10 protein-coding genes are annotated in these 15,206 nt (G+C 72.9%); 5 read left to right on the top strand and 5 right to left on the bottom strand.

All coding sequences use genetic code 11. The annotated features are described in order from the left end of the window. Window positions 1-210: 210 nt before the first annotated feature. From ACZ4WV_RS04770 to panB, 3 genes are all read right to left on the bottom strand, one after another. Entirely contained in the window at window positions 211-1,041 is an 831-nt protein-coding gene (locus ACZ4WV_RS04770; protein WP_465742779.1) for an ABC transporter permease, read from the bottom strand. Next, on the bottom strand, window positions 1,038-2,072 hold the full coding sequence (locus ACZ4WV_RS04765; RefSeq protein WP_465742777.1) for an ATP-binding cassette domain-containing protein: 1,035 nt from the start codon (window positions 2,070-2,072) through the stop codon (window positions 1,038-1,040). Before ACZ4WV_RS04765 ends, ACZ4WV_RS04770 begins: the two co-directional genes overlap by 4 nt. A gap of 145 nt (window positions 2,073-2,217) precedes the next feature. Beyond that, complete coding sequence (panB, locus tag ACZ4WV_RS04760) at window positions 2,218-3,087, bottom strand: 3-methyl-2-oxobutanoate hydroxymethyltransferase (protein ID WP_465742775.1); 870 nt, start codon at window positions 3,085-3,087, stop codon at window positions 2,218-2,220. Window positions 3,088-3,425: 338 nt separating this feature from the next. Here panB and ACZ4WV_RS04755 point away from each other — a divergent pair, with 338 nt between their 5' ends. The 3 genes from ACZ4WV_RS04755 to ACZ4WV_RS04745 all read left to right on the top strand — a co-directional run bounded on the left by ACZ4WV_RS04755 (window position 3,426) and on the right by ACZ4WV_RS04745 (window position 7,178). Beyond that, on the top strand, window positions 3,426-5,039 hold the full coding sequence (locus ACZ4WV_RS04755) for a DHA2 family efflux MFS transporter permease subunit (protein WP_465742773.1): 1,614 nt from the start codon (window positions 3,426-3,428) through the stop codon (window positions 5,037-5,039). Window positions 5,040-5,208: 169 nt separating this feature from the next. Beyond that, window positions 5,209-5,850, top strand: coding sequence for a TetR/AcrR family transcriptional regulator (locus ACZ4WV_RS04750; RefSeq protein WP_465742771.1), 642 nt, complete (start codon window positions 5,209-5,211; stop codon window positions 5,848-5,850). A gap of 278 nt (window positions 5,851-6,128) precedes the next feature. Next, a complete protein-coding gene (locus tag ACZ4WV_RS04745) occupies window positions 6,129-7,178 on the top strand; it encodes an endonuclease/exonuclease/phosphatase family protein (RefSeq protein ID WP_465742769.1) in 1,050 nt (349 codons plus the stop codon). A gap of 67 nt (window positions 7,179-7,245) precedes the next feature. On the opposite strand, the gene ACZ4WV_RS04740 is transcribed toward ACZ4WV_RS04745, so the two are convergent. After that, complete coding sequence (locus tag ACZ4WV_RS04740; protein ID WP_465742767.1) at window positions 7,246-9,036, bottom strand: NAD+ synthase; 1,791 nt, start codon at window positions 9,034-9,036, stop codon at window positions 7,246-7,248. Window positions 9,037-9,211: 175 nt separating this feature from the next. On the opposite strand from ACZ4WV_RS04740, the gene glnA reads away from it, so the two are divergent. Further along, window positions 9,212-10,573, top strand: a complete 1,362-nt coding sequence (glnA, locus tag ACZ4WV_RS04735) for a type I glutamate--ammonia ligase (RefSeq protein WP_465742765.1) — start codon at window positions 9,212-9,214, stop codon at window positions 10,571-10,573. Between the two features lie 223 nt (window positions 10,574-10,796). Continuing rightward, the gene (locus ACZ4WV_RS04730; RefSeq protein ID WP_465742763.1) at window positions 10,797-13,823 is read left to right on the top strand and encodes a bifunctional [glutamine synthetase] adenylyltransferase/[glutamine synthetase]-adenylyl-L-tyrosine phosphorylase; all 3,027 of its coding nucleotides are present in this window, start codon (window positions 10,797-10,799) and stop codon (window positions 13,821-13,823) included. A 116-nt stretch (window positions 13,824-13,939) separates the two neighbouring features. On the opposite strand, the gene ACZ4WV_RS04725 is transcribed toward ACZ4WV_RS04730, so the two are convergent. Then, window positions 13,940-14,911 (bottom strand): phosphatase PAP2 family protein, encoded by a 972-nt coding sequence (locus tag ACZ4WV_RS04725; protein WP_465742761.1) that lies wholly within the window; start codon window positions 14,909-14,911, stop codon window positions 13,940-13,942. Window positions 14,912-15,206 lie beyond the last annotated feature (295 nt).

The raw sequence follows: 15,206 nt of genomic DNA, 5'->3' as shown, positions 1-15,206 counted from the left end.
TACAGGGAGGCCCGGGAGCTCAGCATCCATCCATTGGTGATGGGACCACTGCTCCTGCTCACCGTGCTCCCCCCCCCCCCCCCCCTCCTCCTCTCCCCCCCCCCCCCCCCCCCCCCCCCCCCCGGGCCCCTACGACGGCCGGCGCCTGTCCCGGGCGGCCGGCCGTTCCGTCCGCCGGCCCGTTTCCGGGTCGGCCGGCGGAAGTCGGGCTCAGGTCCGCTTGCGGAAGCGGGCCACGGCGAGCGGGGCGAAGATCGCGGTGGCGGCGGCGGACCACACCAGCACGATCATCGTCGGATGGGCCACCGCCCCTTGGCCGTTGAGCAGGGCCCGGGAGGCGTCGGCCAGCGCGGACAGCGGGTTGACCTTGGTGAAGGACTGCAGCCAGCCCGGCATGGTGTCGGTCGGCGCGAAGATCGAGCTGCCGAACTGCATCGGCATCAGGACCAGCATGGAGACGCCCTGCACCGCCTGGGCGCTCTTCATCGACATGCCGAGCAGCATCGAGATCCAGACGATCGACATGCCGAACACCAGCGACAGTCCGACCGCGGCCAGCAGTTCCAGCACGCCGGTCTTCAGCTCGAAGCCGAGGACGAACGCGAAGGTCAGCAGGATCACCGAGGAGAGCAGGGCCCGCAGGGTCTCGGCCACGATCTTCGAGAGCAGGACGGAGGCCCGGCCGATCGGCAGGGTGCGGAAACGGTCCATCACCCCGGTCTGGAAGTCGCTGTTCAGACCGGTGCCGACGGCCACCGCCAGGGTCATGCCGGTCTGCCCGAGCAGGCCGGGGATCATGAACTGCTTGTACTGGTCCTGGTTCCCGGCGAAGATGGCGCCGCCGAAGACGTAGACGAACAGCACGGTGAAGACGATCGGCATCAGCACGGCGTCGAACATCGACTCCGGATCGGCCTTGATCCGCATCAGGTTGCGCCGGGTCAGCGCGCCGATGTGGCGCAGGTTGGCGGCCAGGCCGATCCGACCGTCGTCGGCCCGGCTGTCCGCGGCCCGGGCGGGGGCGAGCGTGGCGGTGGTCATGCGACGGGCTCCTTCACGAGGGCGGCGGTGGCGGCGGTGTCGTTGGTGACGGTGTCGGCGGTCGGCTTGCCGGTGATGGCGAGGAAGACCTCGTCCAGGCTGGGCACCTTGGTGTCGATGCCGGCGATCGCGAAGCCCCGGGTGCCGAGCACCGCGATGACGGCGGTCAGCTGCTCCTCGCCGGCGATCGGCACCGCGAGCAGGCCGTCGTCGGGGGAGACGGTGGCGGTGGCGATGCCGCTCTCGTGCAGGCTGCGGGCCATCTCCGGCAGTTCGGCCGGGTGCGCCGGGCGGACCTGGAGCATCTGGCCGCCGACCTTGGCCTTGAGCTCGGCGACACCGCCGTTGGCGATCACCCTGCCGCGGTCGATGACGGTCAGCTCGTCCGCGAGCTGCTCCGCCTCCTCCATGTACTGGGTGGTCAGCAGGACGGTGCTGCCCTCCGCGACCATCCGCTGCACCTCGTCCCACACCTCGTTGCGGGTGCGCGGGTCCAGGCCGGTGGTCGGCTCGTCCAGGTACAGCACCCGGGGCCGGCCGATCATGCTGGCGGCCAGGTCGAGGCGGCGGCGCATGCCACCGGAGTAGGTCTTGGCGGGCCGCTTGGCGGCCTCGGTGAGCGAGAAGCGCTCCAGCAGTTCGGCGGCCCGGGCCTTCGCCTCACGGCTGGGCAGGTCGAGCAGCCGGCCGATCAGGTAGAGGTTCTCGTAGCCGGAGAGCAACTCGTCCACCGAGGCGTACTGCCCGGTCAGCCCGATGGTGCGGCGCAACTGCTTGGGCTGGCGCAGGACGTCGTAGCCGCCCACGAACGCGGTGCCGGCGTCAGGCTTGATCAGGGTGGAGAGGACCCGCACCAGGGTCGTCTTACCCGCCCCGTTGGGGCCGAGCAGAGCGAGGACGGTCCCCTCGCGGACGGTGAGGTCGACCCCGTCGAGGGCCTTGGTGGCGCCGAAGTGCTTGACGATGCCGTGCACCTCGACGGCGTTCCCGGCAGTTCCCCGCGTCTTCGGGGCAGTGGCGATTGCTGTCATGCCCCCAGGCTGTCCCCCCGCCCTGTCAGCCCCCTGTCACCGGGCCGAACCCCCTGGCACCCCGCTGTCACGCCGCTGTCATCGCGGTCCGGGCACGACAGCGGCCCCGCTCCGGGTGGTCGGGGCGGGGCCGTCGGGCCGTGTGTCAGTGGAAGCTGTGCTCCGCTGCCGGGAAGGCGCCGGTCTGGACGTCCTGGGCGAACGCGCGGGCGGCTTCGCCGAGGACGCCGCGCAGGTCGGCGTACTTCTTGACGAACTTGGGCACCCGGCCCGCCGTCATACCGGCCATGTCGGTCCAGACCAGGACCTGGGCGTCGGTGTCGGGGCCGCCGCCGATGCCGACGGTGGGGATGGCCAGCTGCTCGGTGACCTGGGCGGCCAGCTCGGCCGGGACGGCCTCCAGCACCACCGAGAAGGCGCCGGCCTGCTGGACGGCCTTGGCGTCGCGCAGCAGTTGGTGTGCCGCCTCGTCGCCGCGGCCCTGGACGGGGTAGCCGCCGAAGGCGTGCACGGACTGCGGGGTGAGGCCGATGTGCGCCATCACCGGGATGCCGGCCTCGACCAGCAGCTCGATCGAGCGGGCGCTGCGCTCGCCGCCCTCCAGCTTGACCGCGCCGACGCCGGCCTCCTTCATCAGCCGGGCCGCGTTGTGCATGGCCTGGGCGGGCGACTCCTGGTACGAGCCGAACGGCAGGTCGGCGACGATCATGGCGCGCTTGGTGCCTCGGACGACGGCGGCGGAGAGCATCACCATCTGATCCATGGTCACCGGCACGGTGGTCTCGTAGCCGAGGTGGCAGTTGCCGGCGGAGTCGCCGACCAGCAGGACGGGGATCCCGGCCTCGTCGAACACCCCGGCGGTGAGGGCGTCGTAGGCGGTCAGCATCGCCCACTTCTCGCCGCGCTGCTTGGCGGCGGCGAGGTCGCGGACGGTGACGCGGCGGTTGGTGACCCCGCCGTAGAGGGTGGTGGTCGACGCCTGGTTCTGGGCAGGCGAAGGCGAGGAAGCGTTCATCGAACGGACTCCTGAAGGGTTGTCGTCTCGTGGCGCCGTGCGGCGTCCCCGGATCCCCTCCATGCTTGCACGACCCGGCGTGAGCGCAAAGAGGGGTGCCGCCGGGGGCCGGGTGCGATCCGCGCCACACCGGACGTCTCGGCGCCGCATGGGACTCCGCGCCGCATGAGTCGACTCCGCGCCACGCCGGTCGTCTCCGCGCCCGCCGGGCTTTGCCTCCATTTTACGAAACGGACTCGTCTCGTATCGTATTCGCCGCTACTCTGGTGCGGGGGGTTCCGAGACGCACGCGACTCGCAAATGCCCGCCAGTGCCACACATCACGGACGGGAAGACCAATGACCACCGCAGCCGCGCCACCCCGTGTGCCGGAAGCCATCCACCGCCGCCGCTGGGCGATCCTGGGCACCCTGGTGCTCGCCCTGCTCGTCGTCGTGCTCGACAACTCGATCCTCAACGTCGCGATGAAGACCATCGCGACCCCCGCTCCGGTCGGCCTGGGCGCCACCCAGAGCGACCTCGAATGGGCGATCAACTCCTACACCCTGGTCTTCGCCGGGCTGCTCTTCACCTCGGGCCTGCTCGGCGACCGCTTCGGTCGCAAACTCGCCCTGCTGGCCGGCATGGTGGTCTTCGGCATCGCCTCGCTGCTGTCCGCGATGGCCGGCTCGCCCGGTGAACTCGTCGGCTTCCGCGCCCTGATGGGCGTCGGCGGCGCGCTCGCGATGCCCGCCACGCTGGCCATCATCATGAACGTCTTCGAGCGCGAGGAGCAGCCCAAGGCGATCGGCATCTGGGCCGGCGCGGTCGGTCTGGCCATCGCCGTCGGCCCGATCACCGGCGGGGTGCTGATCGAGCACTTCTGGTGGGGCTCCGTCTTCCTGATCAACGTCCCGATCGTGATCGTCGCGGTGATCGCGATGGCGATCCTGGTCCCCGAGTCCAAGGACCCGGACCCGGGCGCGCTCGACCCGGTCGGCGTGCTGCTGTCGATCGTCGGCCTGGTCGCGCTGATCTACGGCATCATCAAGGGCGGCGAGCTGGCCGACTTCACCTCCGTCGAGGCCTGGGGTCCGACCCTGCTCGGCGTCGTGGCGCTGGTCGCGTTCGTCTGGTTCGAGCGCCGCACGCGCTTCCCCGCGCTGGACGTCACGTGGTTCCGCAACCGGGTGTTCAGCGCCTCCGTGGCGGTCGTCGGCGTGATCTTCTTCGCGCTGATGGGCGTGTCCTTCTTCGGCGTCTTCTACATCCAGAGCGTGCGCGGCTACAGCGCCCTGCAGGCCGGTCTGCTGATGCTGCCGCTGGCCGTCGGCCAGCTGGTGTTCGCGCCGCGGGCCCGGCTGGTGGTCGACCGCCTCGGCGTCGCCGCCACCGCCGCGGGCGGCATGGTGCTGGTCGCGGCCGGCTTCGTCGGCTACACCGTGCTGACCGCGACCACCCCCATCTGGGTGCTGATCGTGCTCGGCCTGGTGATGGGTACGGGCATGGCGCACGTCATGCCCCCGGTCACCGTCGCGATCATGGGCTCGCTGCCCCGCGAGAAGGCCGGCGCCGGCTCGGCCGTCAACAACACCTTCCGCCAGGTCGGCGGCTCGCTCGGGGTCGCCGTGCTCGGCGCGGTGCTCTCCACCGTCTACCGCGACGGGATGAGCGACACCCTCAACCACCTGCCCGAGGGGCTGCGCGACAAGGCGGGCGAGTCGCTGGAGGCCACTCTGGCCGTCGCCGACCGGATCCCGGACGGCGCGGGCAAGGCGCTGATCGCCCCGGCGAACGACGCCTTCATCCACGCCATGCACGTGGTGGCCTCGCTCTCGGTGGGGATCTCGCTGGTCGGCGCGCTGGTCGCGTGGTTCCTGCTGCCGCGCCGCGCCGCCGCCCCCGGCGGCCCGGCCGGGCCGGCCCCGGCGCAGCCCGGCCAGGCGCGGGAGACCGCGTCCGCCGACGCCTGAGCCGCGTCCGTCCGCCGACGCCTGACGTCGGCTGAGCGACAATGGCCCTGCCGCCCGGTGCACCCGGACGGCAGGGCCTCGGTCCAGGGCGGGGCACCGCGCCCGCGGGCCGCCCACCGAAACGCCACGGCGCCCGCGCGCCCGGGGACAGCGAGGAGAGACAGCGGGGATGAGGATGGACACTCCGAGCGCCGACACCGGGCGGCCCTGCGTCGCGGCCCGCCGCGGCCGCCCCCGCAGTGAGGCCGCCGAGCAGGCCATCTTCACCGCCGTCGAGGACCTGATGGCCGCCGGTACCTCGCTCTCGGAGCTCACCATCGAGGGCGTCGCCACGGCCGCCGGCGTCGGCAAGGCCACCATCTACCGGCGCTGGCCCAACAAGGTCGCCCTGCTGGTCGACGTGGTCAGCCGACTGGAGGCGCCGGCGCCCGAACCCTCCGGCGGCAGCGCCCGGGACGACCTGATCGAGATGATCGACTACGTCCGGCGGCGCGGCCTCGCCAAGCGCACCCGCTGGCTGCTCAAGGCCGCCCTCGGCCAGATGCAGACCCTGCCCGAGCTGTACGCCGCCTACCACCAGCGGGTGATCAAGCCGCGGCGCGAGGCCGGGCTCGGCCTGATCCGCAGGGCCGTCGCCGAGGGCGTGATCCGCGCCGACCTCGACGTGGAGCTGCTGGGGGACCTGCTGCTGGGCCCGATCGTCTACCGCAGCATCCTGTGGGAGGACTCCGACCTGGAGGACGAGGACCTCGCCCGCAAGATGGTCGACGCGCTGCTCGGCGGCCTCGCGCCGCGCCAGGAGCCCGGCTAGTCGCTCGCAGGCCTGCACCCCGGCCTCCAACCCTGCCTCCGCCTGCGCCTCTGCCTCCCGCCGCGACCGGTTCGCCGAGGCGTTCGATCGTGCCCGGCGCGTCCCGACGTGGCCTGGCTCACCAAACCCGGCCACGCCGGAACCCGCTCCCGCAACCGCGCGTCTGTCCCGGCATAGGCTGAGCCGGGTATCCGATCGAACCGGCACCAGTCCGGCACCCCGCGTACCCCACGGACCGGCCGCCGGACCGGCGACGGCACGAGCGAGGGAGCCACAGCATGGCGCAGGCGGACAGCACCGACCGGACCACGGACGCCGGGGGCCCCGACACCGCCCCCGCCGGCCGTTCCGGCGGCTTCCTCGCCCTGCGGGACTGGGGCCGCGACGCCCGCGGCGCCAACACCTGGCGGCGCGGCCTGGTGATCGCCCTGCTGGCCGTGCTCACCGCCGTGCTGCTGGCCTTCCACGCCGAGGTGCCGAACAACATCGGCAACCTCGGCAGCCTGCTGGAGACCTTCCTGCCCTGGGTGGGGCTGGCCGTCCCGGTGCTGCTGGTGCCCGCGCTGCTGCGCCGCTCGGCCACCGCGCTGATCGCCCTGCTGCTGCCGGTCGTGCTGTGGGCGAACCTCTTCGGCGGGCAGCTGACCGACAAGAGCGGCGGCAAGGGCGACTGGACGGTGGTCAGCCACAACGTCGCCGCCGACAACACCGACGTGCCGGGCACCATCCGCGGCCTGGTGGCCTCGGGCGCCCAGATCGTCGCCCTGGAGGAGCTGGCCGGCGGGCACCTGCGGGCGTACGAGAGCGGCCTCGCCGACGCCTACCCGTACCACTCGGTGGAGGGGACGGTCGGGCTCTGGTCGAAGTACCCGATCAGCGGGGTCTCTCCAGTGGACCTCAAGATGGGCTGGACCAGGGCGTTCCGGGCCCAGGTGGCCACCCCGCAGGGCCCGGTCGCGGTGTACGTGGCGCACCTGCCGTCGGTCCGGCTCAAGGCCGAGGGCGGCTTCACCGTCGACCAGCGGGACGTCAGCGCCCAGGCGCTCGGGGACGCGATCCAGGCCGAGCGGGTGTCCAAGGTCCTGCTGCTCGGCGACCTCAACGGCACCATGAACGACCGCAGTCTGGCGCCCGTCACCTCGCAGATGCGCTCGGCGCAGGGCGCCGCCGGGGACGGCTTCGGGTTCAGTTGGCCGGCCGCCTTCCCGATGGCCCGGATCGACCAGATCATGAGCAAGGGCGGCCTCAAGCCGGTGGACTCCCGCACCCTGCCCCGGGACGGCAGCGACCACCTCGCGGTGGCCGCCACCTACCGGTACGGCTCCTAGCCCGGCCCGGCCCGCTGAGCCGGTCAGCCGGCCCGCTCGGCTCGTCCAGCCCCCGCTGCTCTCCCGCTCAGCCCTGGCGCCAGCGGTTGGTGATCGGCAGGCGGCGGTCCCGGCCGAAGTTCTTGACCGAGATCTTCGGGCCCGGCGGGTACTGGCGCCGCTTGTACTCGGCGGTGTCGACCAGCCGGACCACCCGGTCCACCACGGCCGGGTCGAAGCCGGCCGCGACGATCGCGTCCCGGCCCTCGTCGCCCTCGATGTAGCGGTCCAGCACGCTGTCCAGCAGGTCGTAGTCGGGCAGCGAGTCGGTGTCCTTCTGGTCCGGCCGCAGCTCGGCGGACGGCGGCTTGCTGATGGTGTTCTCCGGGATCGGCGGCACCTCGCCGCGCCGCTCGGCCTCCTCGTTGCGCCAGCGGGCCAGGCGGAAGATCAGCGACTTGTAGACGTCCTTGATCGGCCCGAAGGCGCCCACCGAATCGCCGTACAGGGTCGAGTAGCCGACGGCCAGCTCGCTCTTGTTGCCGGGCGCGAGCACGATGTGCCCCTCCTGGTTGGAGATCGCCATCAGCAGGGTGCCGCGCAGCCGGGACTGCAGGTTCTCCTCGGCCAGGCCGGTCAGCTCGGTGGCGCCCAGGTAGGCGTCGAACATCGGGGCGATGGAGACGGTCCGGAAGTGCAGGCCGGTGCGGCGGGCCAGCTCGGCCGCGTCGTCCCGGGAGTGCTGGGAGGAGTAGCGGCTGGGCATCGAGACGCAGTGGACGTTCTCCGCGCCGACCGCGTCCACCGCGATCGCGGCCACCAGGGCCGAGTCGATGCCGCCGGAGAGGCCGATCAGCACCGAGGTGAAACCGTTCTTCACCACGTACGCCCGGGTGCCGGAGACCAGCGCGGCCCAGATCTCGGCCTCGTCGGACAGCCGCGGCGCGACCCCGGCGGTCAGCGCGGCGGCGGGGGCGGGGACGGCGTCGGGGGTGGCATCGAGGGCGGGGGCCTGCGCCGGCTCGCCGTCCAGCTCGGTGCGGACCAGGTGCAGCCCGTCGGCCAGCAGCAGGCCGTCGGTGTGGTCGCTGCTGGCGGCCGGCAGGTCGAGGTCCAGCACCAGCAGGTGCTCCTCGAACTGCGGGGAGCGGGCCAGGACTTCGCCGTCCGCGCCGACCACGATCGAGTCGCCGTCGAAGACCAGCTCGTCCTGGCCGCCGACCATGTTGACGTACGCCAGGGCGCAGCCCGCCTCGGCCGCGCGCCGCCGGACCAGCTCCAGGCGCTGGTCGTCCTTGTTCCGCTCGTACGGCGAGCCGTTGACCACCAGCAGGAGCCCGGCCTCGGCCTCGCGGGCGGCGGTGACCCGGCCGCCGTCCTGCCAGATGTCCTCGCAGATGGCCAGCGCCACGTCCACGCCGTGCACCCGCAGCACCGGCAGCTGCTCGCCGGGGACGAACCAGCGGAACTCGTCGAAGACGCCGTAGTTGGGCAGGTGGTGCTTGGCGAAGCGGGTGACCACCTCGCCCCGGTGCAGCACGGCGGCGCAGTTCTGCGGTGACCCGGCCGGGCGGCCGAACCGCGGCGAGGCGTGCTCGGAACGCCCGAGGTAGCCGACCACCACCGGGACCTCGCCCAGTCCGTCGGCGGCCAGCCGTCCGGCCAGCTCGACCAGCGCGCCGCGGGAGGCGTCGACGAAGGACCGGCGCAGCGCGAGGTCCTCGACCGGGTACCCGGTCAGGGCCATCTCGGGGAACGCGACCAGCTGGGCGCCGGCCTCGACGGCCCGGCCGGTCCAGCGCACCACCTCATCGCTGTTGCGGGCGATGTCACCGACCCAGGGGTCGATCTGGCACAGGGCGAGACGGAGATTGGGCATGCCCCGAGTGTAATCGTCTAACTGACGCGATGTCCCGCTCGGGGGGTCCCGGGCGGGGGTCGGCACTGCCGGGACGCGCGTTGATCGGCCATGATGGGGGCAATCACCGCGCGGGGTCTCTCGGGGGTCGCCCGGGCGTAACACGAGCGTAAAGAGCAGAGGTGAGACTGTCCCCATGGGCAAGCAGCAGCAGTTCGTGCTTCGGACGCTCGAAGAGCGTGACATCCGGTTCGTCCGGCTGTGGTTCACCGATGTGCTCGGGTTCCTGAAGTCGGTCGCGGTGGCGCCGGCGGAGCTGGAGCAGGCGTTCGAGGAGGGCATCGGCTTCGACGGCTCCGCGATCGAGGGCTTCGCCCGGGTCTACGAGTCCGACATGATCGCCAAGCCGGACCCGACCACCTTCCAGATCCTGCCGTGGCGCTCGGAGACCCCGGGGACCGCCCGGATGTTCTGCGACATCCTGATGCCGGACGGCTCGCCCTCCTTCGCCGACCCGCGGTTCGTGCTCAAGCGCACCCTGGAGAAGGCCTCCGACCTGGGCTTCACCTTCTACACCCACCCCGAGATCGAGTTCTTCCTGCTGAAGAACCTGCCCGGCGACGGCACCGTGCCGATCCCCGCCGACCAGTCCGGCTACTTCGACCACACCCCGCGCGGGGTGGGCCACGACTTCCGCCGACAGGCGATCACCATGCTCGAGTCGATGGGCATCTCGGTCGAGTTCTCGCACCACGAGGGCGCCCCCGGTCAGCAGGAGATCGACCTGCGCTACGCCGACGCCCTCTCCACCGCCGACAACATCATGACCTTCCGGCTGGTCATGAAGGAGGTCGCGCTGGAGCAGGGCGTGCACGCGAGCTTCATGCCCAAGCCGTTCTCCGAGCACCCCGGCAGCGGCATGCACACCCACGTCTCGCTGTTCGAGGGCGACCGCAACGCCTTCCACGAGTCCGGTGCCGAGTACCAGCTCTCCAAGGTCGGCCGCTCCTTCATCGCGGGCCTGCTGCGGCACGCCGCCGAGACCGCCGCCGTCACCAACCAGTGGGTGAACTCCTACAAGCGCATCTGGGGCGGTTCCCAGCGCACCGCCGGCGCCGGCGGCGAGGCCCCCTCGTACATCTGCTGGGGCCACAACAACCGCTCGGCGCTGATCCGGGTGCCGATGTACAAGCCGGGCAAGCAGGGCTCCACCCGGATCGAGGTCCGCTCCCTGGACACCGGCTGCAACCCCTACCTCGCCTACGCCGTCACCCTCGCCGCCGGCCTCAAGGGCATCGAGGAGGGCTACGAACTCCCGCCGGGCGCCGACGACGACGTGTGGGCGCTGTCCGACTCCGAGCGCCGGGCCCTCGGCATCCAGCCGATGCCGCAGAACCTCGGCGAGGCCATCGACCTGATGCAGCGCAGCGAGCTGGTCGCCGAGACGCTGGGCGAGCACGTCTTCGACTTCTTCCTGCGCAACAAGCGCCAGGAGTGGGAGGAGTACCGCTCCGAGGTCACCCCGTTCGAGCTGCGCAAGAACCTCCAGGTGCTCTGAGCCCTGCTGCGGTGAGTTCGGCCGGGCCGGGCCCGGTTGCGGTGAGTCAGGCTGGGCCTGGCCCGGCGGTGCCGCGTCCGGCGCGAACCGCTTCGGGCCCGCCGTCACCCGGAAGGGTGGCAGTGGGCCCGCCGCGTGGCGGGTGTCGGCCCGGCCGCCGGTCGCGCCCGGCGTGGCGGCGCGCGGGCGCGTAGCCTGCTGGGACGGACGGATGGAGGGGCCGATGGCGGTGGAGGAGCAGCGGGCCGGGAGCCGGGTCAGCCGGCCCGAGATCAGGCTGGTCCGGCGCGGGTTCACCGACCCCGCGCGGGCGGTCCGGTTGCTGGAGGGCCCGGGTCTGGAGGGCCTGGCCGACGATCCGGTGCTGCTGGACGCGCTGGGCGCCACCGCCGACCCGGACCTCGCGCTGCTGGGCCTGGCCCGGTTGCTGGAGGCCGCCGACGAGGCCGAGCGGCACACCCTGCGCGACACCCTCACCACCTCCAAGCCGCTGCGTGACCGGTTGCTCGGCGTGCTCGGCGTCTCCACGGCGCTGGGCGAGCACCTGGCCCGGCACCCGCACGACTGGCACGCGCTGGTCACCTTCGAACTGCGTGACATGCACCCCGGCCCGGAGGACTTCCGCCGCGCCCTCGCCGAGGGCGTCCGGGACGACACCCGCACCCCCGCCGACGCGCTGCGCATCGCCTACCGCCGCTGCCTGCTGGCCATCGCCGCCCGCGACCTCACTGGCACCACCGACCTCGCCCAGACCGCCGCCGAGCTCGCCGACCTGGCCGGCGCCACCCTGCAGACCGCGCTGGACCTCGCCGCCGCGCAGGACCCCCGGGCCGCCGAGGCCTGCCGGCTCGCCGTGATCGGCATGGGCAAGTGCGGCGGCCGGGAGCTCAACTACGTCTCGGACGTGGACGTCATCTTCGTCGCCGAGCCGCGCGAGGGCGTGGAGGAGCAGGAGGCGGTCAGGGCCGCCACCCGGCTGGCCGCCGCGCTCACCCGGCTCTGCTCGGACACCACCGGCGAGGGCACCATCTGGCCGGTGGACGCCAACCTGCGCCCGGAGGGCCGCAACGGCCCGCTGGTGCGCACGCTGGCCAGCCATCTGGCCTACTACCAGCGCTGGGCCAAGACCTGGGAATTCCAGGCGCTGCTGAAGGCCCGGCCGGTCGCCGGGGACGCCGAACTCGGCGCCGCGTACGTCGAGGCGCTCGCCCCGATGGTCTGGCAGGCCGCCGCCCGGGAGAACTTCGTCGCCGACGTGCAGCAGATGCGCCGTCGGGTGATCGACTCCATCCCGGCCACCGAGCTGGACCGCCAGCTCAAGCTCGGCCCCGGCGGGCTGCGCGACGTCGAGTTCTCCGTCCAGCTGCTCCAGCTGGTGCACGGCCGCACCGACCCGGCGCTGCGCAGCGGCAACACCCTGGAGGCGCTGGCCGCGCTCTCCCGGGGCGGGTACGTCGGGCGGGCGGACGCCGCCTCGCTGGACACCGCGTACCGCTTCCTGCGCTCGCTGGAGCACCGCATCCAGCTGCACCGGCTGCGCCGCACCCACCTGATGCCCACCGCCGAGGAGGACCTGCGCCGCCTCGCCCGCTCGCTCGCCGCGCTGATCAACGACGACACCCGCTCCGACCCGGTGGCCGCGCTGCAGCGCGAGTGGAAGCGCCACGCGGTGGAGGTGCGGCGGCTGCACGAGAAGCTGTTCTACCGCCCGCTGCTCGACGCCGTCGCCGAACTGCCGCCCGGCGCCGCCGGGTTGTCCCCGGAGGCGGCCCGGGCCCGGCTGGAGGCGCTCGGCTACGCCGACCCGGCCGCCGCGCTGCGGCACATCAGCGCCCTCGCCTCCGGGGTGAGCCGCAAGGCGGCGATCCAGCGCACCCTGCTGCCCGTGCTGCTCGGCTGGTTCGCCGACTCGGCCGACCCGGACGCCGGGCTGCTCAACTTCCGGCAGGTCTCCGACGCGCTCGGCCGCACCCCCTGGTACCTGCGGCTGCTGCGGGACGAGAGCGCCGCCGCCGAGCAGCTGGCCCGGGTGCTGTCGGCCGGCCGGCTCGCGCCCGACCTGCTGCTGCGCGCCCCCGAGGCGGTGGCCATGCTGGGGGACCCGCAAGGCCTGGTGCCGCGCGGGCGGGCGGCGCTGCAGTCGGAGATACTGGCCGCCGTCGGCCGGGCCGGGTCCACCGCCGCCGCCGTGGCCGCCGCCCGCTCGGTGCGCCGCCGGGAGCTGTTCCGTACGGCCGCCGCGGACGTGCTCGGCCGGCTCGCGGATGATCCCGCCGAGGCGCTGGACGCCGCGGGGGAGGCGCTGACCGCGCTCAACGCCGCCACCCTCCAGGGCGCGCTGCGCGCCTGCGTGGCCGGCTGGGAGGCGGAGCACGGGGCCCTGCCGACCCGGATCGCGGTGATCGCGATGGGCCGCTTCGGCGGCCACGAGCTGGGCTACGGCTCGGACGCCGACGTGCTGTTCGTCCACGAGCCGCTGCTCGGCTCGCTGGAACAGGAGGCGGCCCAGGCCGCTCAGGCGGTCTGCAATGAGCTGCGGACGCTGCTGGCCGCGCCGTCCACCGAGCCGCCGCTGCTGGTCGACGCCGACCTGCGGCCGGAGGGGCGCAGCGGCCCGCTGGTGCGCACCCTGGCCTCGTACGCCGCCTACTACCGCCGCTGGTCGCACGCCTGGGAGAGCCAGGCGCTGCTGCGGGCCGAGCCGGTGGCCGGGGACGAGGAGCTGGGCGCGCGGTTCCGGCAGCTGATCGACCCGTTGCGCTACCCGGGCAGCGGGGTGCCGGAGCGGGACCTGGTGGAGATCCGGCGGATCAAGGCGCGGGTCGAGGCCGAGCGGCTGCCGCGCGGGGCCGACCCGACCACCCACACCAAGATCGGCCGGGGCGGGCTGGCGGACGTGGAGTGGACGGTGCAACTGCTCCAGCTCCAGCACGGGCACGAGCTGCCGGCGCTGCGCACCACCAGGACCAGGGCCGCGCTGGCGGGCGCCGTCCGGGCGGGGCTGGTCGAGCCGACCGACGCGGAGGTGTTGGACGCCGCCTGGGTGCTGGCCTCCCGGGTGCGGGCGGCGGTGATGCTGGTGCGCGGGCGGCCGGGGGACAGCTTCCCCGGGGAGGCCCGGGAGCTGTCCGGGGTGGCCCGGTACCTGGGCTACGGCGCCGGGCACAGCGGGGAGCTGGTGGACGACTACCGGCGCACCACCCGGCGGGCCCGGGCGGTGGTGGACCGGCTGTTCTACGGGGCCGCCTGATCCGCCGATCCGCTCGACCTCTCGGGCAACGGAACACCGAAGGCGGAAAGCCGAAACCGGAAACCGAAAACGGAAAGGGCCCCTGGCCGGGGCCCCTCGGGTGACGGTGCGACCGTCTACCGCCGTGCGGTGCTGACCGCCGGCTCGCTCCACTGCTCCGGGACGGTGATCGGCTCCTCCGCCGCCTCCGTCTCCCGGGCGGGCACCCGCGGCAGCCGGTAGACCCACTCGTGGTACAGCCAGCGGGTGGCGAGGAAGCCGAGGGCCAGGCAGATCCCGCCGCCGACGGCGTCCATCCAGAAGTGGTTGGCGGTCGAGACGATGACCAGCAGGGTGGCGGCCGGGTACACCAGGCCGAGCGCCCTGACCCACGTCCGGCGGGCCAGGAAGAAGATCGCCAGACCGCACCACGTCGACCAGCCGATGTGCATCGAGGGCATCGCGGCGTACATGTTGGAGACGTGGGCGGCGGGGCCCGAGGCGAAGGAGCCCCAGGTGCCGTGGGTCTTCACGGTGTCGATGAAGCCGCCGTCGGTCATCAGCCGGGGCGGCGCCAGCGGGAAGGCGTAGAAGCCGACCAGGGCGATCAGGGTGGTGATGAACAGTACGCTGCGGGCCGCGACGTAACGGCCGGGGTGGCTGCGGTAGAGCCAGACCAGGACGCCGATCGTGATGATGAAGTGCAGCGTCGCGTAGTAGTAGTTCATCCCCGTGATGAGCCATCCGACGCCGTCCATGGCGTGGTTGACCGAGCGCTCGACGGCGATGCCGAGGTTCTGTTCGAGGTCCCAGATCCAGCGGGCGTGCTTCTGCGCCACCGCTTCCTGCTCCGGGACGGCGTTGCGGACGACCGAGTAGATCCAGTAGCTGATCCCGATCAGGGCGAGCTCGAACCAGAGCCGCGGTCGGGCCGGTGAGCGGCGCTGGTCGCGGACGCGGCTGCGCAGGGCGGCGGTGCGGGTCTGGGCGGCACGGGTGGCTCCGTCGGGCAGTGCGGCCGTGGCGGCCTGCGCTGCTTCGGAACCGCCACCGTGTGCCCTGTCGGCGCGCCCGGCGTCGCCTCGCTGGATCTCGGTCGGTTCCCCCATGGACGAGAAGTCTGCCAGACCGCTCGTAGCCGTCTGCTCATCCCCTGGAAGTGGATTCTTCACCGGCTGTCCCCCTTGCGGGCTAGGGGGCGGCTCCCACCGGGGTAGGGGGTGCGATCGGGTCTGGTGGCTACCGGTGGGACGGACATACGTCCCATTGTCACGCGGAGGGCCGGAACCGGCGTCACCGGGGTGGCTCCGAGGGCGCTGCTGGCTTGGATTTTCCGGCCACGAAACGGTTTCTGCATCTTGCTGAAACATATTGCAGGCCGCTAGCTTCCTGGCACATCGATCG

This window comes from Kitasatospora sp. NPDC029312 (assembly GCF_055569215.1).
The sequence above is the reverse complement of the archived record's forward strand: the minus strand, read 5'-3'. Positions and strand labels throughout refer to the sequence as shown.